This window comes from Variovorax sp. GW821-FHT09D05 (genome assembly GCF_059416325.1).
The window spans coordinates 314,222-339,039 of record NZ_JBWKOZ010000003.1; the positions used below are offsets into that span (position 1 = coordinate 314,222).

Here is a 24,818-nt window from a genome sequence, read left to right on the forward strand (position 1 = left end):
CTCGATGACTTTGGGGATGCAACAGGCCACCCCGGCGCTTTTGGCACCAGGAGGCGGAATTCAGGAAAAAGAGGGCCCTCGCACGCTGCCGCGCTGGCAGCGTGTCGATCAGGCAGCCGTGGCTGGCCGGGAGCTAGCTGGGGTGGTTGGGCGCCGCACCCGTGGGCACGGTGGTCGGCGGTGTGGTCGCGCTGAAGAACTCGCGGAAGTGCTGCTGCACCGTGGCCTCACAGGCCACGCAACCCGTGTTCTCGGTGTCGTACAGCGCCTTGGGCCAGTTCGAGGCGCTGGGCAGCACGCTGCTCGTGACCTCGATGCCGGCGGCACGCAGGCGGCCCGCGAAGGTCAGCGCCTCGTCGCGCATGGCGTCGTCCGCACCCACCAGCACCAGCGCGGGCGCCAGTGACGACAGCCGCAGCGAACCGCTAGGCACCGCATAGGGGTGCGTGGCGTTCGAGGGGCAGCTCAGGTACTTTTCCCAGCCGCTGGCCCAGCGGCACTCGGGCTCGTCGCTGGTGGCGTTACGCAGCGAGGCGGTACCGGCGCACGGGTCGAGCATGGGCGACAGCAGGATCTGGCCTGCCACCGGCGGATGCGCCCGGTCGCGAGCGATGAGTGCCACCGCGGCCGCCAGGTTGCCACCGGCTTCTTCGCCGGCCAGGTACACCTGCGCACCCTTGCCACCGAGCTTGGTGCGCTGCTTGTAGAGCCATTCGAGGGCGGCATAGCCCACCTCGATCGGCTCCGGGAACGGCGACTGGGGCGCCAGCGGGTAAGCCACCGACACCACCACCGCACCCGCTCCGGCCAGCAGCCGGGCCACATTGCGGCCGTTGTCGAGGTCGCCGCAGACGAAGGTGCCACCGTGGAAGTGGAGCACCAGCGGTGCGACGTCACCCTTGGCGCGCTGGCCGTACACACGGGCACCGACCGGTTCGCGGCCGGGCAGCTCGATCGACAGATCGGCTTCCACGCCTTGCGCCGCAGCGCGGGCGGCGGCTTCGGCAGAACGGGACGATGGAACGGGTGACATGGGCGACCTCAGGGAATTGGGCGATGGTTGAAATATAAGTCGCCCAGTGTGACGTTAAACAGGCAAGCCGCCCCTACTCTGTTTCCAAACCGACAACAATCGCGGCGCTTCGCAAGGGTTTGGCGCCTTGTGTGAGAATCCGCTCCCCCCGGTGTGGGCCGGGCACCAACAACAGGCATTCGATGGATCAAATCCAGGCCATGCGGATCTTCGTCCGCGTCGTGGAAGCCGGCACCTTCACCCGGGCGGCAGACTCGCTCGCCCTGCCCAAGGGCACGGTCACCAAGCAGATTCAGGCGCTCGAATCGCGCCTGCGCGTGAAGCTGCTCAACCGCACCACGCGCCGCGTCACCGTCACGCCCGACGGCGCGGCCTACTACGAGCGCGCCGCGCGCCTGCTCAACGACTTCGACGACATGGAAGCCAGCATGACGAATGCGCAGGCCAACCCCACGGGGCGGCTGCGCATCGACATAGGCACCTCGGTGGCGAGGCAGATCATCCTGCCCGCGCTGGCCACCTTCTGCGACCGCTACCCCGACATCCAGGTCGACCTGGGCGTGAGCGACCGCACCGTCGACCTGATCAGCGACAACGTCGACTGCGTGATCCGCGCGGGCGACCTCAGCGACCAGTCGCTGGTGGCACGGCGCATCGGCACGCTGCACTTCGTCACCGTGGCGTCACCGGCGTACATCAAGCGCTACGGCGTGCCGCAGCACCCGAACGACATCGAGAAGCGCCACGTGGTAGTGAGCTACTTCTCGGGCACCACGCGCCGCGTGTACCCGCACGAGTTCAAGAAGGGTGACGAGCACATCGAGCTCAACGGGCACTACCGCGTGTCGGTCAACGAGAGCAACGCGCACATCACGGCGGTGCTCGGCGGCTTCGGCATTTCGCAGTGCATCACCTTCATGGCCGAGCCGCTGCTGGAAAGCGGCGAACTGGTCGAGGTGCTGCCGGACTGGAGTCGCGATCCGCTGCCCATTCACGTGGTGTACCCGCCCAACCGGCACCTGAGCGCGAAGGTGCGGGCGTTCGTTGACTGGGCGGCGGAGCTGTTTGCGAAGAACCCGCGGCTGCAGCGCCGCTGAATCGGCCCGCGCGGGCAGCCAAGGCAGGGAGCGCGTCAGTGCACCGGCTCGCAGCGCACCTCGGTCTTCACCGAATTGGCAATGAAGCATTCTTCATGCGCCCGGTGGTGCATCTGCTCGATCTGCTCGCGCGTCGGCACGTTCTCGCCGGAAAAGGTCACTTCCGGCCGCAGCGTGACCACCGTCATCGCCATCTTTCCCTCGGCGTTCTTCTCCATCACGCCAGTGGCTGCATCGAAATACCGGTCGACGACGAACTTGCGCTTCACGGCCATCGTGAGGAACCACAGCATGTGGCAGTTCGACAGCGAGGCGACGAACATCTCTTCGGGATCGACCGCCGACGCATCGGACATCGGCAGCGGCACCACGTGCGGCGACGACGAGCCCGCCACTTCCGCGCCGCCGTCGAAGCGCAGCGAATGCCTTCTGCTGTAGGTGTTGCCGAGAAAGTCCTGCTCGCCGCGCAGCCAGAGGATTTCAGCGGTGTAGTGAGCCATGCGCAATTTTCCTTCAGAGATCGATGCGGTAGCGAAACTTGGTGAGGCTGCCCTGGCTCGGCAGGGTGATGAAGGTTTCGATCAGCACGCCGCCATTGGCCGCGATCACTTTCTGCGACGCGAAGTTGTCCGGGCTGGTCGTGATCTCGACGCGGCTCAGCCCCTCGCCCGCAGCAAGCGTCAGCATGGCGCCGAGCGCACGCGTCGCATAGCCCTTGCGCTGCTTCCAAGGCACGACGTTGTAGCCGATGTGACCCAGGCAGTAGAGAGGCAAGGCGTCGGTGCCAGGCTGCCAGCGCAGGTCGATGCTGCCGCAGAACTCGCCGTCCCACATCCAGCACTTGTAGCCAGGCAGGCGTCGCACCTTGGAGCCGTCGGGCATGACGATGCGCCCGCCTTTGGCTTCGCGGTCCACCAGGCTGGCAAGGAAGCGGTCGGCATTGGCCTTGATGGCGGCGCGCTCCTCGGAGCCCGATTCGGGTCGCGTCTCGTCGCGCGCCCAGCCCCGGTTCAGGGCCGACACATAGCTGGGCAGGTAGGCCTTGGCGGGCCAGACCAGTTCCATCGGACGCGTCTCGGCCTTGGACATGGATGGTTTCATGCTCCCATCAGCCTGACGATCAGCGGCACCAGCAGCGCTGTCGCGATGCCGTTCAGCCCCATGGCCAGCGCGGAAAACGCGCCCGCCGTCTCATTCACCTGGATGGCCCGCGCCGTGCCGATGCCGTGCGCCGCCATGCCGACCGCAAAGCCGCGCACCGCGGGTTCCTTGATGCGCAGCAGGTTCAGCAGCCCGGTCGCCATGATCGCGCCCGAGATGCCGGCGACGGCCGCGGCCACCGCCGCCAGCGAAGGCAGCCCGCCGATCTTCTCGGCCACGCCCATCGCGATGGGCATGGTGGCCGACTTGGGCGCAAGCGACATCATCAGCTCATGCGAGCCGCCCAGCACCCACGCGATGCCGATGGCCGACACGATGGCCGCGACCGAGCCCACCAGCAGCGCCACACCGATGGGCAGCCACAGCCGCCGCAGCCGGCCAACCTGGCTGTACAGCGGCACGGCAAGGGCCACCGTGGCGGGGCCGATCAGGAAATGCACGAATTTCGCGCCTTCGAAATACGTGTCGTAGGGCGTGCGCGTGAGCAGCAGCACGCCGACGATGACGATCACCGAAATCAGCACCGGGTTGACCACCGGATTGCGCCCGCTGCGGGTGTGCAGCCACAGCGCGCCGAGGTAGGCCAGCAGCGTGAGCGACAGCCACAGCAGCGGCGACTGCGCAAGGAAGACCCAGATTTCAGAAAGCTTGGCCGGCGCGGTCATTGCGCGTCCTTGCCGGTGAGGCGGATCATCCAGCGGAACGTGAGCGCCGTGACCGTCATGGTGAAGGCCGCGCCGACGATGCCCGCCGCAAGAAACGGCAGCAACTCGCGCCCCACCCGCTCGAAATGCAGCATGACGCCGGTCACGGCCGGAATGAACAGCAGCATCAGGTTGCGCAGCAGATGGCCCGAAGTGTCGGTCAGAACCTGAGGCATGCCGCCTCGCACCAGCAGGCCGATGAACAGCAACACCATGCCGATCAGCGGACCGGGAATGGGCAGGCCGAGCCACTGCACGAGCAGTTCGCCGGCCAGTTGGCAGAGAAAGAGCGTGGTGATGGCGTAGAGCATTTTTCTTGTGGGTGCGGGTGTATGTGTTCAGGACGCGTTTGTCCAGGCCTCTTTCAACGCCTGCTGGCTGGCGGGCGGCAGCACGCCGAGACGCACGTGGCCCGGCAGGCCGAAGGAGGCGCAGTCGCGCAGCTTGATGCCTTCGGCGCGCAGGTGCTTCAGCAGACCGGCGAAGTCGTCCCCCATGGGCTGGGCGACATGAAAGTTCGCGTCGCTGGGCCAGACGTGCCAACCGATCTCACTGCACATGGCCATCTGCGACGCCTTCCAGTCGCGCAAGGTCCCGAGGCTTTCACGAAGCCAGGCCTGCACGTCAGGCTGCGTCCAGGCCGAAAGCATCACCACGCCGTGCGAGCCCACCGGCCACGAGGCGCTCAGGCGCAACAAGGCACGCACCGCATCCTGCGCGTTTGACGGAGCGATCACATAGGCCGCACGTACGCCTGTCATCCCCAGCGCCTTGTTGGGAGACCACATCTGCCAGAGGCGATCCAGGCGGCTCTGGCTCAGCGCAAGGCGGCCCTCCAGGCGCAAGGGCTCGTAGGCGCGGTCGAGCACGCAAGGCACGCCCTCGGGCAGGGCATCCACTGTCTCGAGAATGCCCTGCTGCGCCTGACCCAGCGGCGTGGAGGGATCGCAGCACCAGGCGAGCCGCAATTGGCGCGCCGGATGCGGCGCGCGCACCACCTGCAACCCATGGGCTCGCGCGGCCGCCGCATAGTCGCCGTAAGACATGGGCGGCAGCGCGACCTCGCCATGGCCGCCGCGATCTTCCAGGGCCGCCCAGGTGGTGATGCGCCGGATGAACTCGCTGGCCCCGGCTGCAAGCACGATGCGCCAGGCTTCCACGCCGTGCATGACCGCAAGTTGGTCACGCAACGCCGTGTAGGCCGGATCGGGATACCGCGAGACGTCGGCAGCGCTGACCCGCTCCAGAGCCTCGGGGCATGGGCCACAGGCATTGGCATTGGTCGAGAAGTCGTGCGGCGCGGCGCCAGCCGCATCAGGACCGCCATGCACCACCGTGCTCATACCCACCTCCAGCCGGCCGTCGCCACGATGACCAGCGACGCGAACACGCCCGCCGCCAACGCGGCCCGGCCACCCAGTTGCGCGGTGCGTTGCATGTCCAACGCGGAGGGCGCACGCCCCTCGGCATTCAGCGCATACACGCCCGGCTTCGCAAGCCGCACGCCCAGCAGCAGCGCCATCGCCGCCATCGGCCAGCCGCTGTTGGGCGACGGCGTACGGCGCGCCTCTTCTGACAGCCCCGTGGGCCAGCGGCACGCCGCCAGCGCCAGCAGCCCCACGGTGATGCGCGCCGGCACCCACGAGAGCACGTCGTCTGCGCGCGCGGCCCATTTGCCGAGCCAGGTCCAATCACGGCCATTGCGCTCGCCGCGGTAGCCCCACATCGCGTCGGCGGTGTTGGCAAAACGGTAGAGCGCCGCACCCGGCAGGCCGAACAGCACGAACCAGAACACCGGGGCCACGAGCGAATCGTTGAGGTTTTCCGCGAGCGATTCGATGGCGCTTTCGCGCACTTCGCGCTCGCCGAGCCGGGAAACGTCGCGGCTCACCAAGCGCGCCAGTTGCTTGCGGCCGGCATCGAGCGAAACGGCCAGCGCGGCCTCGACCGCAAGTACTTCATCGCGCAGCATGCGCCAGGCAAAGAGTGGCTTCAGCAGCAGGCCCAGCAACAGCGCCACGGCCCATGCAGGTAGCGACAGCACCATGAACGTCTGCAAGACCATGGCGACGCCCCAGACGCACGCGCCCCCCACGCACCACACCAACGCGCCAATGAAGAACATCGGCAGATCCACCGGCTTCGCGGGGTACGCAGGCGGCGCGATGCGCGAACCGAGCCCGAGGTAGCGTCCCATCCACACGACGGGATGCAACGCCGCAGGCGGCTCACCCAGCCAGCGGTCGATAGCCAGCGCGATCCACAGCGCGGCGGCTACAGCGATGGCGTATTCGAGATTCTGGAGGAGCATGGGAGCCGCCATTCTCGCGAATCAGGCAGTCGCCCTGCCCCGGCGCCACTGCATCAGTGCACCGAGTGCGACAAGCAACGCAGCCCCCAACGCCACCCAGAGCCGAAGGATGATGGTCTCGGCCTTTGGCGATGGCGCGTCAGCGGGCGTCGGTTCGAGCTTGAGGCCGCTGACGGGCTGGGGGCTGTCCGGCGCCGGCTCGGCTGCCGGGGTAGGAACTGGCGCAGGCGCTGCCGCGACCACGGGTTTGACCGACGGACGCGGCTGGTGCGTAGGCGCAGGCGGCGACAACTCCGCCTGCGCGAACCGCTGCACACCCGCATTCCGCTCGCGCAGCCCGGTCCCGCGCACCGCCTCCGCATAGGCCCGTGCCAGTTCGCGCCGCGTGGCACCATCCGGCTTCCAGTAGTTCAGCCGCACCGCGTCGAGCATGCGCTCCAGCGTCTGCGCGAAGGCCGCCCGGTTGTCACCTTCCAGCCACTCGCGCGTGCCCAGCTTGTACTTGTCGCGCACGTACACCTCGTGCAGCGACTGCCACTGGTCCTGCCGCACGGCCTGCGGCGCCGTGACCTGCCAGCCCCAGAGAAACTGCGCAGTCTTGAGCACCTGCAGCGTGCCGCTGTAGCCTTCGGCCTTCTGCGCCTCGATCCATTGCGGGTGCAGGTAGCGCGTCTGCATCTCGCGTGCAATGGCGCCTGCGGCCGTGTCGGTGCGCACCGCACTGCCGTCGCGCAGGTTCTGCACGTACAGCGCCGGGTCCTTGCCAGTGAGCTGGCGCACGGCCTGCGCAATGCCGCCGAGGTACTGAAACGGATCGTCGTTGGTCAGCACGCCATACAGGTTGGAGCTGCGCGCCATCAGCGCCGCATCGACCTGCATGAGATTGCCCGCATAGGCGCCCGGCCGCGCGGCGCCGTCAAGGCCCTTGCCGTAGGCGTGGCCCATGCGATCCATGTAGAGCTGCGCCATCTGCGCATCGCCGCCGCCGCGTTGCTGGTTCTTCCATACGTCGCTCGCAAGCGCGGCCTCCTCGAGCCCGGCGCCGTAGCTGCCCTGCTCGTTCGAGAAAACGCGCGCTGTGGACCAGCGTTGTGCTTCCCGCGCCGACGCGCCCTCCGAACGCAGCCTCCGCGCCATCGCCTCGCTGTGCTGCGCGACGGCGTTGCCGGGCTCTCGCAAGGCAGCCACCTGCTGCACCGCCTCGTCGAGCCAGCGCATCACGTTGGGAAACTGGTCCCGGTAGGAGCCGGTGACGCTGATCAGCACGTCCACGCGCGGCCGCTTCAGCACCGACGCGGGAATCACCTCGATGCCCGTCATGCGCCCGCCCTCGTCCCAGCGCGGCTTCACGCCCATGGCGTAGAAGGCCTGGCTTTCCAGCACGCCTTGGTGGCGCGAGGCCTCGCCGGCCCAGAGGGTGAAGGCGATCTTTTCCGGCGCCTTGCCGGCATGGGTCTTTGCATGTCCGGCGATCCAGGCGTCCATCGCGCCAACGCCTGCGTCCCAGGCCGCGCGCGTAGGCACACGGCTCGGGTCGAAGCCGTAGAGATTGCGACCGGTCGGCAGGCTGTCGGGGTTGCGCACCGGGTCGCCGCCGTAACTCGACTTCAGGTAGCGGCCGTCGAGCGCCGTGAGCAGTCCTTCGATTTCTTCGTTGTGGGCAAGCACGGCATCGAGCTTCTGCGCGCGTTCGGCCAGCGACAGCAGACTCCGCTGTTCGGCCGGGGTCTTGCCCATGGCACTCGCTGCCTGCGCATCGGTAAGCGCGAGTTCGACCCAGCGCGCGGGCCGCGAGCCGGCAACGCTCTTCGCATCGATCAGAAAAACCTCGTCGATCTCTTCACCTAGCGCCTCGACCAAAGGCTTGCCGAGGATCTGCAGGATCGTCATGCGCCGGCGCAGCGCATCGGGCGCCTGCCCGAAGGTCGCCAGACCCAGCGGCTGCGCGGTCTGCGCGAGTTCGTCCAAGTACGGATGCAGCACCGCGATGAAGCCGGCGAAGTTCGCTCGAATCCGAGCGGGCGTCCAGTTCAGGTCGCGGTCGTAGTGCTGCTCCACGACCTCGGCCGTCAGCTGCTTTTCCATCGCCGTCTTCACCGGGCCGGGCGACAGCGTCTCCCAGTCGTGCATGCGCTCGTGCATGGCCTGCACGCCGGGCCGAAAACCGGCGGGCGCGAACATCGGCGTCGAATGGCTCACCATGGTCGCGCGACCGCGGCGCTTTGCTGTCGTGGCCTCGCCTAGGTTGTCCATGATGTACGGGTAGACATTCGGCAGATCGCCCAGCGCTAGCAGCGGATCGTCTTGCACCGACAGCCCGCGCTCCTTGCCCGCCGACCATTCGACCGTGCCATGCGTGCCCACGTGCACCACCGCGCTCGCACCGAACTGCGTGCGCAGCCAGAGGTAGGTGGCGAGGTAGCTGTGGCTCAGCGGAATGGCCGAGCGGTGGTACACCAGCTCAGCCTTGCTCGCCACCTGCGTGCCAGGCTCGAAGCGCGGCGGCTGGCGCAGCACGACGACGTTGCCGAACTGCACGCGCGGGATCACGAAAGCCGGCTCGCCCGCGACGGGGCGCAGCATGGTCGACTTCTCGGGCTGGCCCCAGTAGCTTTCGATGCGGTGCTGCGTTTCCACCGGCAGCGACCGGAACCATGCGAGGTAGCGCGACAGCGGCATCACGTCGGCCAGGTTCTTGTCGAGCAGCGGCTGCAGCTCGTCGCCCTGCCCCGTCGGGTAGTAGGCCCTCATCGTCGCCTGCACTTGCGCGATGAGCGCGTCGGCGCCCGGCAGTTCGGTGCGGTAGCCGGCGGACTTCATTGCCGCGAGCATGTTGCTCACGCTGCGCGGCACATTGAGGAAGGACGCGCCGAAGTTGGCTTCGCCCGGTGGGTAGTTGTAGACCAGCATCGCCACACGGCGGTCCGCGGCCGGCGTGCGTTGAAGCCGCAACAGCGCAGCCGCCTTGTCTGCCACAGCATCGATCTGCGCGGGCAACGGCTGCAGCGTGCCAGCCGCCGCATCGCGCGCGCTCACCAGCATCGGGTCTGTCATGCCGGCCAGCTCGCTCGGGCTGTAGTAGGCAGCAATGTCGGTTTGCGACAGGCCATCTTTGCTCTGCGTCCATTGGGTGGCGTCCATGGCCAGCGAGGGCAGCGTCTGCAGCACCGGCACGCCGATGCGCTCAAGCTCGGCCTTGCGCTCGTTCGGGCTGAAGACCAGCGAGGCATTGATGATCGCATCGGCCACGCGCCGATCACCGGCGTGCGTCATGCGAAAGAACAGGTCTTTCTGCTGGCGCGGGCCGTAGAAGGCATAGGCGCGCAGGCCGCGCCGTTCGAGCGAGGCGATCAGCGCATCGAGCCAGCCGGTGTCGTCGCCCGTCACGGTGGCGCTGTTGATGGCAATGGCGACCGTGCCGCTGCTGCCGGGCAACCGTTCGACGGCGGCGATGTCGGTTTCGATGCGGGGCCAGCCTGGGTGATAGAGGCCGGCCAGCGGCAGCGGCACGGGGTCGGGCAGGCCGTCGAGCTTGCCGGGCTGCTCCAGGGCCTTCATCGCCGCGCCGAGATTGGCCGCACCCGAGAAGCGCCAGTACTCGCGCAGGCGCTGCGCCCATGCGGCATCGACACCGCGCTCGGGCACCAGCGGCGCGGCAGTGGAGGCTTGCCCCTTGGCCACCAGCGCGAATTCGCCGATCAGCACATACGGCGCAGTGCTTCGCGAGATCGTGTCGCCGAAGCGCGCTGCAGCAGCTTGCGCGACGCTGATGTGCGGTGCATCGATGACGAGCAGACGCGCCCCTTCGAGCGCAGCAGTCAGCGTCTCGGGCGAGTCCTGCGACGCCGAAACCACCTGCAACGGCAACCCGGCTTCACGCGCCGCAGCCTCCAATCGAACCACGCGCGCCGGCGAAACCAGCGAGGTGCTCAGCACAACGACACGCCCCCCCGCAGGCTGGGCCTGTGCCGGCGCAAGAAACCCCAGCACCGCCACCAGCAGCCAGAAGAAAAACCGCGTCACTTCCCGCCCTGCGCCGGAACCGCATCCGCCGGCACATAGACCATCGTGCCGTCCTTCAGCCGCCAGGCAGTGCCGGCCTTCTCGCCATCACCCTGGCCCGTCGCGCCGCTGGCCTTGAAGCGCGTGATCTTGCGACCCTCGCGCGTGACGATCTCCATGTTCGGCTGGCCCTCGTTGCGGATGATCGTCACCTTGTCCTGCGCGAAGGGGTTCATCGGGTTGTTGATGACCGCGATCATCAGCATGCCGATCACCACCATGAACACGTCGATCAGGTTGATGGTCGAGAGCACCGGGTCGTCGTCATCGCTGTCCAAGCTGCTCAAGATCGAGAACTGGCGTCGGCTCATGAAAGGCGATCCCGCGCATCGAGCACCGACACCAGCTCGCGCATCAGCCAACGGCGGCGCACGGTGTAGACCACGAAGGTGATCGAGGCCGAGGCCAGCGCCACGATCACGCTCGCGAATGCGGGCGCCAGGCTCTGCGCCACGCCCTGCGATTCGCCCGAGGCCACGGCGACGAGCGCGGGGCCCATCGGGATCATGGTGGCGATCAGCCCCAGCATCGGCGCCACGCGGCTGCACAGGCGCACGCCTTCGAGCTGCTTGAGCACAACCAGCTCCATCTGCTCCTGGCTGGCTTGCGCATGGCCCTGCAGCACCAGCGCGCGCGATGGGTCGCGGCGGCGCTGCAAGTATTCGATGCCGAACGCGCCGAGGCAGTACACGGCATAGACGAAAGACAGCAGCACGCCCAGCGTCACCGGCCAGAGGAACAGGCGCGCAAGCTCGAAGAGAACGGTGTCGAAAGCCAGCATCAGGTGCGCTCCACGGGAGACGGATGGTCGAAAAGGTCCGAAGGCCGACCCCAGCCCTCGTCGAACACCAGCGACGCGAGCGGCTCGCGCTTCGCCCAGCGTTCGCGCTGCAGCATCGGCTCTTCGTAAAAGCTGTGCACGGGCCCCAGGCACAGCAAGGCGATGGGCTCCGCGCCTTCAGGCAGGCCGAGCAGCACCGACACCTCGGCCGGATCGAACAGCGACACCCAGCCCATGCCCAGCCCCTCGGCGCGCGCCGCGAGCCAGAGGTTCTGGATGGCACAGGAGGCCGAGGCCAGGTCCATCTGCGGCAACGTGCGGCGGCCGAACACGTGCTTCTCGCGGCCCTCGGCCAGCGTCACCACCAGCAGCTCAGCCGCGTCGAGCAGGCCCTGCACCTTCAGGCGCATGAACTCGTCCTCGCGCTCGCCGAGTGCGCGGGCAGTCAGCACGCGCTCGTGCTCGACGACACGGTGCAGTTGCTGGCGCAGCGCCTCATCGCGAATGCGGATGAAGCGCCACGGCTGCATGAAACCGACGCTGGGCGCGTGGTGCGCCGCATCGAGCAGCCGGCGCAGCACCTCGGGCGCGACCTGCCCGCCCGCGAAGTGGCGCATATCGCGCCGCTCGTGGATGGCGCGGTAGACCGCCCTCACCTCGTCGACCGCGAACGCATGTGCCATCACGCTCAATCTTCGATGCCGCGTTGTGCAGGAATGCCGGCCTTGAAGGCGTGCTTGACGAGCGTCATCTCGGTCACGGTGTCGGCCAGTTCGATGATCTCGGGCGGGCAGCGCCGGCCGGTGAGCACCACGTGCACGTGCTTCGGCCGCGCGCGCAGCGTTTCGAGCACGCCTTCCAGAGGCAGCCAACCGTAGATCAGCGGATAGGTGATCTCGTCGAGCACCACCAGAAAGAACTCGCCCGACAGGATCGCGGCCTTGGCCTTCTCCCAGCCGTCGCGCGCCAGTTGCCCGGAGCGTTCGAGGTCCTGGCTCTTCCAGCTGAAGCCGTCGCCGAGCCCTTCGATCGGGATGCCGATCTGCTCGAACATCCGGTGTTCGCCGAAGCGCGCGGTCGGCACCTTCATGAACTGGTAGATCTTCACGGCCTTGCCGCGGCCATGGGCGCGCAGCGCGAGGCCGAAGGCGGCGGTGCTCTTGCCCTTGCCGTCGCCTGTGTTGACGATGACGAGGCCTCGGCGTTCGCCTTCTGGTTTCTCGTATGGCTTTTCGCTTGGGGGTGTCTCTATTTGCATGGCTTTTCCAGTTCAGTTTCGGGGCTGTTGTTTCGGGGTGCGTGCGAATGACACCGGGTACTCCCCTCCGCGAATGTCCTCCGGCCTGCGGCCTCCTCCTTTATTTCGCTGCGGGGAGCACCCGGTGCCATTCGCACATGGACGCGGCTGTTGTGCCGGCCGATCAACGACGGCGCTGCACGATCGCGCCCCGAACAACGCACCGAAAACACAGCGCATCTCATAACGGCAGCGCAATCCATTGCTCAGCCACCCGATGCACCCGAATGCGATGGTCGAACACCTGCTCCAGCGCCGCGTGCGTGGCAGGGTCGCTGCAGCCGCCGTGGTGCACCACCCGGCCGCGATCCATCACGACAAGTTCGTCAGCCGCCAGCGCCATCGGCAGCTCGTGCAGCACGCTGATCACGGTCTTGCCTTCGGCAACCAGCGCGCGGGCGGTCTGCATCCAGTCGGCCTGATGCGGCGGGTCGAGGTTGGCGAGCGGCTCGTCCATCAACAGCAGTTCGGCTTCGACAGCGAGCGCGCGCGCCAGCAGCACCCGCTGACGTTCGCCGCCAGAGAGCTGACCCAGCGGGCGGTCGCGCCAGTCCCAAGCCTGCGTACTGCGCAGCGCACGCTCCACCGCCTCGCGGTCAGCCTCGCTGGGGGCGGCCAGCCAGCGCTGGTGCGGCAGGCGGCCAAGCATGGCGACGTCATAGACCATCAGGTCGTCAGCGCTGCCCTCGCCCGTGCCGCTCTGGCCGAGCCAGGAAAGGCGCTGGGCGCGAATGCGCGCCGGCACCTTGTTCTGCGCCTCGCCGAAGAGCCGCACCTCGCCCCGGTGCGCCAGCAGTCCCGCGAGCGCCTTGAGCAGCGTCGACTTGCCCGCACCGTTCGGGCCGACGATGCTGGTCCAGCGGGCCGACCACAACGCCAGATCGATGTCGTGCAGCACCTCGGTTGCGCCGAGCGTGGCACTTACCTTGTGTGCTTCGAGAGCGGGTGTGTTCTGCCGGCTGCTCATGCCACGCCACTCCGCGCGCCGCGCCGGTGCATCAGCCACAGCAGGTAGCTGCCGCCCAGCACGGCCGTGAGCACGCCAACCGGCAGTTCCTGCGGCGCGATCAGCCAGCGCGCCAGCAGGTCGGCCGCCATCAGCAGCAGCCCGCCCATCAGCGCCGACAGCAGGATCAGCCGCGCGTGCGTGGTCTTGATGGCCGAGCGCACGAGGTGCGGCGCCGCCAGGCCGACGAAGGCGATCAACCCGGTCTGTGCCACGGCTGCGCCAGTGGCCAGTGCCAGCACCACGACCAGCGCCGCGCGCATCGCGCCCAGCGGCAGGCCGAGGCTGCGCGCGGTGGCCTCGCCGAGCGCGAGCCCGTCGAGCACCGGCGCCAGCGCCCAGGCCAGCAGCAGGCAGACCGCGCCGACCATCGCCATCACCGCGCAGGCACTCCAGCCGACGAGGCCGGTGCTGCCGAGAATGAAGCCCTGAATGGCTTGCAGGATGTCTGCCGAGGCGATGGTGATGAGGTCTTTCGCCGCGCCGAGCACCACGCCGACGATCACGCCGGCAAGCAGCAGGCGCAGCGTCTGCTGCACGCCCCGCGCCAGCATCAGCGTGAGCATTACCGCCAGCACCGCGCCGAGAAAGGCCGCACCCGTGAGCCCGAGCCGCATCACCCACTGCGCGCTGGCGGCCGAGCCGCCGAACATCAGCAGCGCCAGCGCCACGCCCAGCGAGGCGCCCGAGGCGCTGCCCAGCAGGTACGGATCGGCCAGTGGATTGCGGAACAGCCCCTGCGCCACCGCGCCCGCCAGCCCCAGCAGCGCGCCCGCGAGCCATGCGCCAAGCGTGCGCGGCAGGCGGATGTCCCACACGATCTGCAGCGCCACCGGGTCGTGCCGCGCCGCGAGCAGGCTTTCGAAACCGGTGCTGCCGATGCCCAGGCCCAGCACCATCAGCGCAGCGCCCGCCACCAGCAGGCCTGCGCCAAGCAGCAAGACGCGGCGCAGGTGGACCGTGTGCCTTCGCGCTGCGTTCACCGTTTGCCTCCCTTGTCGGCAAGGCACTGCGCCATCAGGCGCGCGGCCTCGTCCATGCGCGGGCCGGGGCGCACGAGCACGTCGGACTGTTCCGCGCTGAAGCGGCAGATGCGGCCCTCGCGCACCGCACGGATGCCGGCCCAGCCGGGGCGCTGCTCCAGCCCTTGCGCGCTGCGCACGCTGACCATGATGAGGTCGGGGTTCGCCCGCACCACGTACTCGGGGTTGAGCTTGGGGAACGGGCCGAGCGAAGCCGGCACGATGTTCCTCACGCCGAGCCGTGTGAGCGTTTCACCGATAAACGACGACTCGCCCGCCGCATACGGCGCGCTGTTCACTTCGAAGTACACGCGCATGCCCCTGGCGCTCGCGGGCACCGACTGCGCGGCGGCCGAAACGCTGGCATCGATCACGCGCCAGACCTTCGGCGCTTCGTGCGTGCCGAGCACCTGGTCGAGCTTGTCGAGCACGCGCTGCACGTCGGCATGGCTCTTGGGTTCGAGCACCAGCACCTTCAGGCCCAGCGCCTCGAGCCGCTGCGTGACGCGCGACGACTTGGCGAGCAGCACCGCGTCGGGCTTGAGCGCGACGATGGCCTCGACGTTCGGGTCGATCCCGCCACCGAGCTGCGGCAGCGCCTTCACCTGTTCGGGCGAGTTGGAATAGCGATCGACACCCACCAGCCGGTCGCAGGCACCGAGCGCACAAATCGATTCGGTAAGCGACGGCAGCAGCGAGACGACGCGCTGCGGCGGCTGCGGCAGGCTCACGGACACGCCGCGCTCGTCGACCACGTCGAAGGCGTGCGCGGCCAGCGCGAACAGGGCCAGGCCGAGCGCGGCCAGCGGAGTGCGGATCGCCTTTTTCTTCTTCATGCAGCAGGCGCTTTCAGGCTCAACGGCAGGCCGGCTGCCATCAGGGTGACGCGGTCGCAGGCGGCGGCCACGTCCTGGTTCAGCCGGCCGAGCGCGTCGACGAACGCGCGCGTCTCGCGCCCCAGCGGAATCACGCCCAGGCCGATCTCGTTGCCAACCAGCACCACCGGCCCGCGCGCCTCGCGCAGCGCGACCAGCAGCATGGCGATGTGCGTGGCCGGAGTGCGCGTCACGGGGCGAGCGTCTTCGGAGTGCAAGGGCATCAGCAGATTGGTGAGCCACAGCGTGAGACAGTCGACCACCACCAGCGTCTCGGGCGTGCTCTGCGTGACGACGGCGCGCGCGAGTTCGATCGGCTCCTCGATGGTGCGCATGCCTGGCACGCGCTCGGCACGGTCGGCCTGGTGGCGCACGATGCGCTCCAGCATCTCGTCGTCGTAGGCCTGCGCGGTGGCGATCAGCACTGCGCGGTGCGTGCGGGAATCGGCCGCGAACCAGTCGATCGCGCGCTGCTCGGCGCGGCGCGACTTGCCACTCTTCTGGCCGCCCAGGATGAACTCGTGCTCGACGGTCTTCGGCTTATTCGATTGCGGCATGGATCTCCAACTCGATGGGCATGGCGCCGAAAAGGCGGGCCGTGGCTTGCGGACTGGAGGCAAACCACGCGTGGAAGTAACTCGCGCGCACCGGGCCGTGCACGTACAGCGCCTCGCCGCCGCGTGCGCCCACGGACTGCGTCGCGCCGGGCCTGGCAGTGAGCGCGGCGGGCGCCAGTGGCGTTTCGCAGCGCGAATAGTGGAAGGTGTGTCCGCGCAGGGTGTGGCTGCCGAGGGTGAGCTGTTGCGGACCAAGGCCGGCGAGCCGCTTCTGCATGGTCACGCGGCCCGGCAGCAGGCCCCAGAGGCGGTGGACCTGCGCGTCGTCTTGCGTGGCCAGTTCGTCGAACAGCGCCATCATGCCGCCGCACTCGGCCCAGACCGGCTTGCCCGCAGCGGCATGCGCGGCAAGCGATTCGCGCATCGGCGCGCAGGCGGCCAGCGCTTCGGCGTGCAGTTCGGGGTAGCCGCCGGGCAGCCAGACCGCGTCGCATGTCGGCAAGGCATCGCCTGCGAGCGGCGAGAAAAAGGACAGGCGCGCCCCCAGCGCCGTGAGCACGTCGAGGTTCGCGGGGTAGATGAATGAAAAGGCGGCATCGCGCGCAATGCCGATGGCGCGGCCAGCCAGCAGCGGCGGCACGGCTTCTGCCTCGCCGGAAGCGGGTGCCTCGAAACGCACCTGCGGCAGTTGACTGGTCTGCATCTGCCCGAGCGGCGTGGCGGCCAGCACGTCGGCCGCCGCGTCGAGACGCGCCATCGCATCGCCGAGTTCGGTAGTGGCGACGAGCCCCAGGTGCCGCTCGGGCAGCGTGAACCCCGCGTCGCGCGGCAAGGCGCCAAGCCACTGCGAGGGTTCGCGCAGCGCGTCTTTCAACATGCCCGCGTGCCTCTCGCTGGCCACGCGGTTCGCCAGCACGCCGGCCCATGGCAACCCGGGCCGGAAGTTCTGCAGCCCGTAGGCCAGCGCGCCGAAGGTGCCCGCCATGGCGTGCGCATCGATCACCGCCAGCACCGGCAGGCTGAAGCGTTCTGCCAGGTCGGCCGCGCTGGGCGCGCCGTCGAACAGACCCATCACGCCTTCGACGATCACCAGGTCGCACTCGGCCGCTGCGGCGCGCAGGCGCGAGCGGCAATCGGCCTCGCCGGTCATCCAGAGGTCGAGCGAATGCACCGGCGCGCCGGTGGCCAGCGCCAGCCAGTGCGGGTCGAGAAAGTCGGGCCCGCACTTGAAGGCTCGCACGCGCCGCCCCTGGCGCGCATGCAGCCGCGCGAGCGCTGCGGCGACGGTGGTCTTGCCCTGCCCCGAAGCCGGGGCGGCCACCAGCACCGCGGCGCACGAGACTGCCGCGGCACCGGCGGTGTCGCCTGGTTGGGTAGCTTGGCTTAGTGAGGCGTCCACTTGAGACCGACGTACGCGGTGCGGCCGGCATTGGCGTACAGCCGCGCGAACTGGTAGTCCTTGTTGCCCACATTGTCGACGCGGGCCACGAGGTTGAGGTCTCGCGTGATCTGCGTGCTGGCCGACAGGTTCAGCACGGTGTAGCCACCGAGCTTGATGGTGTTGGCCGCGTCGTCGTAGCGCTTGCTCGAGGACTGCACCTCGGCGCCCAGCGTCCAGCCGGCCACGCGCCAGTCGGCGCCCAGGGTGCCATGACGCTTGGAGCGGCGTGCGAGCAGGTTGCCCGTGTCGGCATCCTTCGGGTCCTGCACGTCGAGCGAGGCGCGCAGCGTGACGTCGCCCAGGCGCTGGCTGGCCGACAGCGTGGCGCCCTGCAGGGTGGCACGATTCACGTTGGTGTAGCAGCCGAACGTCGAGGCACAGCCCGTGGCGGTGCCGACGAAGTTGATCAGGTTGCGCACGCGGTTGCGATACACCACGATGCCGGCGGTGGTGCCGTCCTTGGCGTAGTTCATGCCCAACTCGACGTTCTGGCTGCTTTCGGGCCGCAGCGTGGACACGCCGTACTCGCTGAAGCGCTGGTACAGCGTGGGCACGCGAAAGGCGGTGCCGGCCGATGCCGTGAAGCGCAGCGACGGGGTGATGGCGTAGCCATAGGCCGCGCTGCCGGTCGTCTTGCCGCCGAACTCGCTGTCCCTGTCGTGGCGCACATGCAGCTGCAGCGAATGCGGGCCCTGCACGAAGCCGTAGCCGAGCGAAATGGCGTCCTGCGAGCGGTCGCGCGACAGCAGCTTCGACGAGGTGGTGGGCGCGTTTTCGAGCGCGTCTTCGCGGCGTTCGAGGGTGGCCGTCACCAGGTGCGGGCCGAAGCGGAATTCGTTCTGAAACAGGTAGCCGCGCAGGTTGGTTTCGGTCCGGTAGAACGAAGGCTGCGTCTTGTAGACCGACTGCGAATCGGTCACCTGCACGCGGGTGCTGTAGATGTCGTTCCATTTGGCCGACCAGGTCAGGCCGGCGGTGCGCAGCGTGTTGTTCGACACGTCGTCGCGGAACAGGATCGGCGGCTTGGTCCTGTAGGAGACGGTGGTGTCGTAGCCGGCCTTGATGTCGCTGGTGAGCAGCGTGGCCTCCAGGCGCTGGTCGGGCGTGATCTGGAAGCCCAGCTTCACGTTGCCCGAAGTGCTGTTGTAGCCGTCGCGGTCGGGGCTGGTGTAGCCGTCTTTCACCACGTTGCGCTTGCTTGCGGGCTGCACGTTGTAGCCCTTGCTTTCCTCATGCGCCACGCCGAACGAATAGTCGAACAGGCCCGACTTGCCGCTCACGCCGCCTTCGATCTTGCGCAGGCCCTTGCTGCCGAAGCCGATGCCGGCGTAAGGCGACACGCCCTCTTCGCCACGCTTGGTGAAGAGCTGGATCACGCCGCCCACGGCGTCGGAGCCGTACACCGCGGCGGCCGGGCCGCGCAGCACTTCGATGCGGTCGATCTGCGAGAGCGGAATGCCTTCCCAGCCGGCGCCGCCGGTCGATTGCGAGTCGATGCGCACGCCGTCGAGGTACACGGCCGTGAAGCGCGTTTCAGCGCCGCGGATGAACAGGCTGGTGGTGTTGCCCACGCCGCCGCTGCGCGAGATCTCGATGCCGGGCAGGCGCGCCAGCACGTCGGCCACGCCGGTCGCGCCGCTGCGCTCGATGGTCTTGCGGTCGATGATGGACACGTCGCCCACCAGGTCCGACAGCGCCTGCGGCGTGCGGTTGGCCGTGACCACCGTTTCGCCCAGCGTGGGGGCGTCTTGTGCATGGGCCAGGCCACCGAAGGCGGAAGCCAGCGCCAGCGGCAGGCAGGCATGGCGGAGACGGCGCGCAGGAGTGCGGCCGCGAGAAAAGCAAACGTGGGAAATCATGAATGAGCCGAACGAACGTCAATACCCCTCGCCGGCCTCCCCGCCGGCGCCTGGGCGCCATGGCCGCCCCATGCACAGATCACGCATGCGGCAGCCGCCTTGTTGGCCGGTATCCGGGCTGGCAGAACGGCCCCTCACCGCCTTCCCAGGCGCCTGTTTCAGGGCACCCAGTGGCTTCGATGGAAAGGGGTTGGCGCCTTGCGGCGCCGTCTGCTTGACCGTTGCGGGGGCAGCGCAGGCGGCTTCGGCCTTGTTCCGTCCTGATGAGGTCGGGGGCTTCCACTCCTGCTTCCCGTTGAACCGCGGCGCGTGAACCACGCCGCAGGCACCAACGGGCGGGATTTTATGCCAGTGACTTGGCTCGCCCCCAGGCTGCGCGCACTTCGTGTCGCTTCCCCTTCCTCCTACCGGGGGCAGCACCTGAGGCCCGGCAAAGCCGGTTCCTCGGTGTTCCCGCCTGGGTGGCGCTCGCAGCTAACATCCCAGCCCATGATGCGGCCCGCCTCGGTAGTTCTCAATCTTCGTTCGGCGCTGCAGCGTGTCTTCGGTGTCTCGGGCTGGCAGTCGATGCTGCTGTGGTCCATCGTGGCCGGTTTGCTCGGCACGCTGGCGACCGAACTCTTTCGCGCGGCGCTCTATCACTTCGAGCATCTGGTGCTCGGTCCCGGCGAAGGGCTGGTGGCAATGGCGAAGCACCTGCCCTGGTGGGCGCGCATCGCCTGCCCCACGCTGGGTGGACTGGTGGCCGGCGGCCTGCTGGTGATGGCGAAACGCGTCGCCTTGCGCAGCGCCGCCTCCGACTACATGGAAGCCATCGTGCTCGGCAATGGGCGCATTCCGGTGGCGCAGACGCTGGTGCGCAGCGCCTCGTCGCTGGTGAGCATCGGCACCGGTGGTTCCATCGGGCGCGAGGGCTCGATGGTGCAGCTGGCGGCGCTGGCGTCGTCTCTGCTGGGGCGGGTGTTCCGCTTTCCGGTCGAGCGGCTGCGGTTGCTGGTGGCCTGCGGCGCGGCGGCCGGCCTGACCGCCGCCTACAACGCACCCATTGCCGGCGCCTTCTTCGTCGCCGAGATCGTGCTGGGCTCTATCGCGATGGAAAGCGTGGGGCCGATCATCATTGCCTCGGTGGTCGCCAACGTCGCGATGCGCGCCCTGCCCGGCTACCAGCCTCCTTACAAGATGCCGGCGTTCCCGGAAATCCACGGCACCGAGGTCGTGCTGTTCTGCGTGCTCGGCGTGCTGCTGGGCTTTGCGGCGGTCGGCTTCCTGCGCGCGTTGCAGGGCAGCCGTGCGCTGTTCTCGCGCTTGCCGGTTGCGTTGCCGTGGCGGCTGGCGTTGGGCGGGCTGGTGATGGGTGCGGTGTCGGTGCCCATGCCCGAGGTCTGGGGCAACGGCTACAGCGTGGTCAATTCGGTGCTGCACACGCCCTGGCCGTGGACGCTGATCGCGATGGTGCTGGTCGCCAAGGCGGTCGCCACGATGGCCACGGCCGGCTCGGGCGCGGTGGGCGGCGTGTTCACGCCGGCGCTGTTCTTCGGCTGCATGGTCGGTGCACTGTTCGGCCTTGGCGCGCAGGCGCTGTGGCCAGCGGCCACCTCGGCGCCGTTCGCCTATGCCATCGTCGGCATGGGCGCATTCCTGGCGGGCGCCACTCAGGCGCCGCTGATGGCCATCCTGATGATCTTCGAGATGACGCTCAGCTACCAGGTCATGCTGCCGCTGATGGCGGCGAGCGTCATCGCGTATTTCGTCGCGCGCTCGGCCAATGCCGGCTCGATGTACGAGATCACCCTGCACCGCAACGAGCAGCGCGACACGCAGATGCGCCTGCGCGGGCTGCACATGCGCGACCTGGTGCAGCCGGCCGAAACGGTGGTGGGCCCGGAGGCGGACCGCGAGGCCATGAGCAAGCTATTCCTGCAGCACCCGGTGAAGTACCTGTACGTGGTGGATGCGGGCAACCACTACCTCGGCGTGGTGCCGCTTTCGTCGCTCGGCACGGCGCCAGCGGAAACGACCGCGGGCGCCCTGCTCTCGCAGGCCATCCAGCCGATCACCGCCGACAGTGGGCTGGGCGAGGCGCTGCAGCGTTTTCTCGATCACCTGGGCGAACGGCTGCCCGTGATCGAGAGCGCCGGCAACCCTGTGCTGCTCGGGATTGTTGCCAAGAGCGCGCTGCTCGCCACCTACGTGCGGCTGAGCGAGTAGCGCAGCACTGCTTTTTTACTTGGCGGGACGCACCGCCATCACCTCGATCTCGACAAGGTAGGCCGGATTGGCAAGCGCCGCCACCTGCATCGCCGAACGCACCGGCAGCCGGGGCTGGGCGGTGGTGCCGAAGAACTGGGTGTAGCCCTCCATGAAGCCGGCGAAATCCATCTTGTTGTCCTTGGCCGGATCGCCGACGAGAAACACCTGCATCTTCACCACGTCGCCCATCGTCAGGCCCAGGCCTGTGAGGCTCTTCTCGATGGCCTTGAGCACGCCGACGGTCTGGCCCTTGGTGTCGCCGCCATAGGCCGCCGCGCTGTTCTTGGGCGCGGTCGCGTCCTGCAGCGGCGGCACCTGGCCCGAGAGGTAGACGTTGGTGAACGAAGACGGTACCTCCACCGCTGCCGAGATCGGGAAGGTGGAATTCGGAATGCGGTGGCGAATGATTTCATCGGCCGCATGGGCGGCGCCGGTGCCGGCTGCGAGCAGTGCGGCGACGAGCGCCAGCTTCTTCGTGATGGAGGTCATGGTCATGCGTGTTGTCTCTCTGCTGGGGTGGATGAAGAAAGGATCTGCCAGGTATCGAAAGAAGAAGGCCGATCAAGGCCGCAGCTTCTTGACGCTCTCCGCCGCAATGGCGTCAGGATATTGGTTGCCGAAATGGGTGCGCGCATAGCCGACCACGGAAGCGATCTGCTCGTCGCTCAGCATCTTGCCAAAGGCGGGCATGCCCTTCTGCCCATTGATCACCACGTAGAGCGGGTATTCCGGGCTCGCGAGGCGCGGGTTCGAGGCGAGCGCCGGATAGGCGCCTGCGCCCTTCGCCCCTTGTCCCTGCGCCATGTGGCAACCCTGGCAGGTCGCGCGGTAGATCGCCTCGCCCGAGCTCTCCTGGAATCGGGGGCCGACGGAAAAGACGGGCTCCGGCGACTGCGCGAAAGCAGCCTGGCCGGCCACCGAGGCCAGCGCGCCCAGCGAAAGGCCGAGCAGCGCGCGCTTGAAGGTCGTGATGTTGTTGTTCATGGTGGGTGTGTCCTTCACTCGGCTTTCACGCGACGGCGCGGGCATGCAGCCGCTGGATGGCGTCGAGCGACGAGAGCAGTGCGCCCTCCTGCCAGGCCGGAATGTAGGAAGCGTGCTCGCCGGCCAGCGCGATGCGGCCATCGACCTGGCACAGGTTCTTGTAGTGCTTCTGGCGCGTCTCGTCGGTCCACATGCCGTAGCAGCCGTGCGTGCCGGGTACGCGGTGCCAGCCCACGGAGATGCCGTTGTCGAATTCGCTCGCGTACTGCGGATGCAGCTGCGTGCCGAACTCGACCGCGCGGCGCACGCGCTCCTCGGGCGCCATGGCGGTGAATTCGTAGGAGTTCGGGCCGTCGAACACGTAAGCGCCCAGCACCACCGACTTGCCCTTGGCGCCATAGCGCGTCGAGGGATACGAAATGCGCGAGATCGGCAGGTCTGTGTAGCTGATGCCGCCGTAGATGTGCTCGTCTTCTTCCCAGAAGCGGCGCTTGAACTGCAGGCCCACCTTTACTGATGCACCATAAGGCACGGCGTTGATGGCCTCCTGCATTGCCGAGCCCACCTGGATGTCGATCTGGCTGAGCACCGACAGCGGAATGGTGCACAGGCACCAGTCGGCCTTGGCCTGCGTGACCGCGCCGCCCTTTGATGCATCGGTGTAGGTGACCGTCACGCCGCGGTCGTTCTGCTCGATCTTCGTGACCTTGGCGCCGTAGCGGATCAGGCTGCCCACTTCTTTCTGGAAGGCCTTGGCGATCATGTCCATGCCGCCCACGGGCTGGAAGATCGCGCTCTGGAATTCGTAGTCTTGCCCGCTGGCGATGTAACGCCAAAGATTCGATTGCAGCAGCTCGCTCATGTCGAGCGGCTTCGACGGTTTGGCCAACGGCATGAGGCCGCCGCCCGCATCGACTTCATAGCCGCGGCGGTCGCTGCTGACGGTGCCCTCGAGATAGCGGAACTGCGTGTCGAGCGCGCCCCAGCGGCGCAGGCCTTCGAGCAGTTTCTCCTTGTCTTCCTTCGTCAGCGCCGCATCGAGGTTGCCTTGCGTCGTGGCCTTGCCGAGCAGCTCGGCGACGTAGCCCTGGTAGTCGGCCTGCACATGGCGGTAGCGCTGCGGCTTGCCGCCGTAGGCCTTGCTCGAATGCACCAGCGCGTTGTAGTTGACCTGGACGAAGGGCTCCAGCGCCACGCCCAGCCGCTTGCAGTAGCCCAGCACCGCATGGTGGTGATAGGGAATGCGCCACGGCCCCGGATTGAAGTACTCGCCCTTGGCGAAGCCGCATTGCTGCACGGCGCCACCCAGCTCGGTGAAGGTGTCGCCGCCGCGCAGCGTCCAGCACCGGCCGCCCGCGCGATTGCTGAACTCGAGGACCTTGACCGAGTAGCCTGCGTTGCGCAGTTCGAGCGCGGCGGCCATGCCGGCCAGGCCTGCGCCAAGAACCAGCACCGACGCACCCTTCTTTGCGCCATCGAGCTTCGGTGGTCCGCTGTAGTTGGATTCGGCGGCAAAGCCCAGCGAGGTCATCGCCTGGTACATCGCGCCGCCCCCTGCGGTCTTGCCGATGAGCGTAAGCAGGTCGCGCCGACTGAATAAAGTGTTGTTCTTCGTGGTCATTGACAGGCTATTGGAGTTTGAAAGGCAACTAGAAGGCAGCAGAATCCATGCCACGCCCAGGCACCGCCTGGGGGCCGCTTCCTTGGGAAACTACAATCGCCAACCATGCCCGCCTCCAGCCCTATCGATCAGATCGCCGAGCGTGTTGAACGACTGCTTGTGCGTCACGAAGAGGTGCAACGCACCAATGCGCTGCTGCAGGAGCAGGTCGATGCGCTCACGCGCGAACGCGACGTCCTGAAGTCGCGGCTCGTTGCGGCACGTACGCGCCTCGATGCCCTGCTCGAACGGTTGCCGGCTGAACCACCCTCCGAAGATTCCCCCGCATGAAGCAGATTGAAGTACAGATCATGGGCCAGAGCTATCTGCTCGGCTGTCCCGATGGCGGCGAGGCGCAGCTGCGCGAAGCCGTCGAACGCGTGGACGCAGCCATGTGCAAGATCCGCGATGCCGGAAAAGTCAAGGCCCGCGACCGCATCGCGGTGCTGGCTTCGCTGAACCTGGCGTTCGACCTCGCCGCGCAGCAGGCCGCTGTTGTCGCAGCGCCCGCGGCACCAGTTGCCACTTCGGCTGCAGACAGCGTCGAAACCGACGCGAAGGCCACGCAGCTCATCCAGAAACTCGATCAGGCCCTGGCTGGCGATGGACATTTACTCTGAATAAGGCTGGCACGAAGACGGACGAGGCGTAAAATCCAATCCGTCTGCAGACTGTGTCGGGCTTAATATTTCCTTGTTCCAATGCTCTCCGGAGCCGG

25 protein-coding genes and 1 riboswitch are annotated in these 24,818 nt (G+C 68.0%); of the genes, 4 read left to right on the forward strand and 21 right to left on the reverse strand.

Annotation, left to right across the window (positions count from 1 at the left end; translation table 11 throughout):
• Window positions 1–133: 133 nt before the first annotated feature.
• Complete coding sequence (locus AC07O3_RS09430) at window positions 134–1,033, reverse strand: alpha/beta hydrolase (protein ID WP_093056510.1); 900 nt, start codon at window positions 1,031–1,033, stop codon at window positions 134–136.
• 182 nt (window positions 1,034–1,215) lie between these two features.
• Between AC07O3_RS09430 and AC07O3_RS09435 the strand changes: the two genes are divergently transcribed.
• Window positions 1,216–2,130 (forward strand): LysR family transcriptional regulator, encoded by a 915-nt coding sequence (locus AC07O3_RS09435; protein WP_093056509.1) that lies wholly within the window; start codon window positions 1,216–1,218, stop codon window positions 2,128–2,130.
• 35 nt (window positions 2,131–2,165) lie between these two features.
• On the opposite strand, the gene AC07O3_RS09440 is transcribed toward AC07O3_RS09435, so the two are convergent.
• From AC07O3_RS09440 to AC07O3_RS09520, 17 genes are all read right to left on the reverse strand, one after another.
• Window positions 2,166–2,630 (reverse strand): OsmC family protein, encoded by a 465-nt coding sequence (locus AC07O3_RS09440; RefSeq protein WP_495339155.1) that lies wholly within the window; start codon window positions 2,628–2,630, stop codon window positions 2,166–2,168.
• A gap of 13 nt (window positions 2,631–2,643) precedes the next feature.
• Window positions 2,644–3,231 carry a GNAT family N-acetyltransferase gene (locus AC07O3_RS09445; protein WP_440531689.1) on the reverse strand — a complete coding sequence of 196 codons (588 nt, stop codon included), beginning with the start codon at window positions 3,229–3,231 and terminating at the stop codon, window positions 2,644–2,646.
• Window positions 3,228–3,956 carry an LrgB family protein gene (locus tag AC07O3_RS09450; RefSeq protein WP_093056506.1) on the reverse strand — a complete coding sequence of 243 codons (729 nt, stop codon included), beginning with the start codon at window positions 3,954–3,956 and terminating at the stop codon, window positions 3,228–3,230. Before AC07O3_RS09450 ends, AC07O3_RS09445 begins: the two co-directional genes overlap by 4 nt.
• Complete coding sequence (locus tag AC07O3_RS09455) at window positions 3,953–4,306, reverse strand: CidA/LrgA family protein (RefSeq protein WP_495339156.1); 354 nt, start codon at window positions 4,304–4,306, stop codon at window positions 3,953–3,955. Before AC07O3_RS09455 ends, AC07O3_RS09450 begins: the two co-directional genes overlap by 4 nt.
• Window positions 4,307–4,333: 27 nt before the next feature.
• Window positions 4,334–5,338 carry an aminotransferase class I/II-fold pyridoxal phosphate-dependent enzyme gene (locus tag AC07O3_RS09460; RefSeq protein ID WP_495339157.1) on the reverse strand — a complete coding sequence of 335 codons (1,005 nt, stop codon included), beginning with the start codon at window positions 5,336–5,338 and terminating at the stop codon, window positions 4,334–4,336.
• Entirely contained in the window at window positions 5,335–6,306 is a 972-nt protein-coding gene (gene cbiB, locus AC07O3_RS09465) for an adenosylcobinamide-phosphate synthase CbiB (RefSeq protein ID WP_495339158.1), read from the reverse strand. The genes AC07O3_RS09460 and cbiB overlap by 4 nt, the downstream gene beginning before the upstream one ends.
• 21 nt (window positions 6,307–6,327) lie before the next feature.
• Window positions 6,328–10,329 (reverse strand): cobaltochelatase subunit CobN, encoded by a 4,002-nt coding sequence (gene cobN, locus AC07O3_RS09470; RefSeq protein WP_495339159.1) that lies wholly within the window; start codon window positions 10,327–10,329, stop codon window positions 6,328–6,330.
• Complete coding sequence (locus AC07O3_RS09475; protein ID WP_093073817.1) at window positions 10,326–10,679, reverse strand: DUF2149 domain-containing protein; 354 nt, start codon at window positions 10,677–10,679, stop codon at window positions 10,326–10,328. The genes cobN and AC07O3_RS09475 overlap by 4 nt, the downstream gene beginning before the upstream one ends.
• Window positions 10,676–11,149 carry a MotA/TolQ/ExbB proton channel family protein gene (locus AC07O3_RS09480; protein ID WP_093073815.1) on the reverse strand — a complete coding sequence of 158 codons (474 nt, stop codon included), beginning with the start codon at window positions 11,147–11,149 and terminating at the stop codon, window positions 10,676–10,678. The genes AC07O3_RS09475 and AC07O3_RS09480 overlap by 4 nt, the downstream gene beginning before the upstream one ends.
• Window positions 11,149–11,832, reverse strand: coding sequence for a 5,6-dimethylbenzimidazole synthase (gene bluB, locus AC07O3_RS09485; protein WP_495339160.1), 684 nt, complete (start codon window positions 11,830–11,832; stop codon window positions 11,149–11,151). Before bluB ends, AC07O3_RS09480 begins: the two co-directional genes overlap by 1 nt.
• A gap of 5 nt (window positions 11,833–11,837) precedes the next feature.
• A complete protein-coding gene (cobO, locus tag AC07O3_RS09490) occupies window positions 11,838–12,407 on the reverse strand; it encodes a cob(I)yrinic acid a,c-diamide adenosyltransferase (protein ID WP_093056498.1) in 570 nt (189 codons plus the stop codon).
• A gap of 220 nt (window positions 12,408–12,627) precedes the next feature.
• The gene (locus tag AC07O3_RS09495) at window positions 12,628–13,413 is read right to left on the reverse strand and encodes an ABC transporter ATP-binding protein (protein WP_495339161.1); all 786 of its coding nucleotides are present in this window, start codon (window positions 13,411–13,413) and stop codon (window positions 12,628–12,630) included.
• Window positions 13,410–14,435: a FecCD family ABC transporter permease gene (locus AC07O3_RS09500; protein ID WP_093056496.1), complete on the reverse strand. Its 1,026-nt coding sequence runs from the start codon at window positions 14,433–14,435 to the stop codon at window positions 13,410–13,412. Before AC07O3_RS09500 ends, AC07O3_RS09495 begins: the two co-directional genes overlap by 4 nt.
• Entirely contained in the window at window positions 14,432–15,310 is an 879-nt protein-coding gene (locus AC07O3_RS09505) for an ABC transporter substrate-binding protein (protein WP_495339162.1), read from the reverse strand. The genes AC07O3_RS09500 and AC07O3_RS09505 overlap by 4 nt, the downstream gene beginning before the upstream one ends.
• Window positions 15,307–15,906 carry a bifunctional adenosylcobinamide kinase/adenosylcobinamide-phosphate guanylyltransferase gene (locus AC07O3_RS09510; RefSeq protein WP_093056494.1) on the reverse strand — a complete coding sequence of 200 codons (600 nt, stop codon included), beginning with the start codon at window positions 15,904–15,906 and terminating at the stop codon, window positions 15,307–15,309. The genes AC07O3_RS09505 and AC07O3_RS09510 overlap by 4 nt, the downstream gene beginning before the upstream one ends.
• Window positions 15,890–17,305: a cobyrinic acid a,c-diamide synthase CobB gene (locus AC07O3_RS09515; protein WP_495339163.1), complete on the reverse strand. Its 1,416-nt coding sequence runs from the start codon at window positions 17,303–17,305 to the stop codon at window positions 15,890–15,892. The genes AC07O3_RS09510 and AC07O3_RS09515 overlap by 17 nt, the downstream gene beginning before the upstream one ends.
• The gene (locus AC07O3_RS09520) at window positions 17,290–19,206 is read right to left on the reverse strand and encodes a TonB-dependent receptor domain-containing protein (protein ID WP_495339164.1); all 1,917 of its coding nucleotides are present in this window, start codon (window positions 19,204–19,206) and stop codon (window positions 17,290–17,292) included. The genes AC07O3_RS09515 and AC07O3_RS09520 overlap by 16 nt, the downstream gene beginning before the upstream one ends.
• 87 nt (window positions 19,207–19,293) lie before the next feature.
• Window positions 19,294–19,553: riboswitch (cobalamin riboswitch) on the reverse strand.
• A 142-nt stretch (window positions 19,554–19,695) separates the two neighbouring features.
• On the opposite strand from AC07O3_RS09520, the gene AC07O3_RS09525 reads away from it, so the two are divergent.
• Window positions 19,696–21,414: a ClcB-like voltage-gated chloride channel protein gene (locus AC07O3_RS09525; RefSeq protein ID WP_495339165.1), complete on the forward strand. Its 1,719-nt coding sequence runs from the start codon at window positions 19,696–19,698 to the stop codon at window positions 21,412–21,414.
• Window positions 21,415–21,429: 15 nt separating this feature from the next.
• On the opposite strand, the gene AC07O3_RS09530 is transcribed toward AC07O3_RS09525, so the two are convergent.
• The 3 genes from AC07O3_RS09530 to AC07O3_RS09540 all read right to left on the reverse strand — a co-directional run bounded on the left by AC07O3_RS09530 (window position 21,430) and on the right by AC07O3_RS09540 (window position 24,061).
• Complete coding sequence (locus AC07O3_RS09530; protein WP_218132233.1) at window positions 21,430–21,951, reverse strand: RidA family protein; 522 nt, start codon at window positions 21,949–21,951, stop codon at window positions 21,430–21,432.
• Between the two features lie 66 nt (window positions 21,952–22,017).
• The gene (locus AC07O3_RS09535) at window positions 22,018–22,440 is read right to left on the reverse strand and encodes a c-type cytochrome (protein WP_256329237.1); all 423 of its coding nucleotides are present in this window, start codon (window positions 22,438–22,440) and stop codon (window positions 22,018–22,020) included.
• 25 nt (window positions 22,441–22,465) lie between these two features.
• On the reverse strand, window positions 22,466–24,061 hold the full coding sequence (locus AC07O3_RS09540; RefSeq protein WP_218149735.1) for a flavin monoamine oxidase family protein: 1,596 nt from the start codon (window positions 24,059–24,061) through the stop codon (window positions 22,466–22,468).
• A 105-nt stretch (window positions 24,062–24,166) separates the two neighbouring features.
• Here AC07O3_RS09540 and AC07O3_RS09545 point away from each other — a divergent pair, with 105 nt between their 5' ends.
• Both AC07O3_RS09545 and AC07O3_RS09550 read left to right on the forward strand, forming a co-directional pair.
• Window positions 24,167–24,391: a DUF904 domain-containing protein gene (locus AC07O3_RS09545; protein ID WP_495339166.1), complete on the forward strand. Its 225-nt coding sequence runs from the start codon at window positions 24,167–24,169 to the stop codon at window positions 24,389–24,391.
• Window positions 24,388–24,720, forward strand: coding sequence for a cell division protein ZapA (locus AC07O3_RS09550; RefSeq protein WP_093073796.1), 333 nt, complete (start codon window positions 24,388–24,390; stop codon window positions 24,718–24,720). The genes AC07O3_RS09545 and AC07O3_RS09550 overlap by 4 nt, the downstream gene beginning before the upstream one ends.
• Window positions 24,721–24,818: the final 98 nt, after the last annotated feature.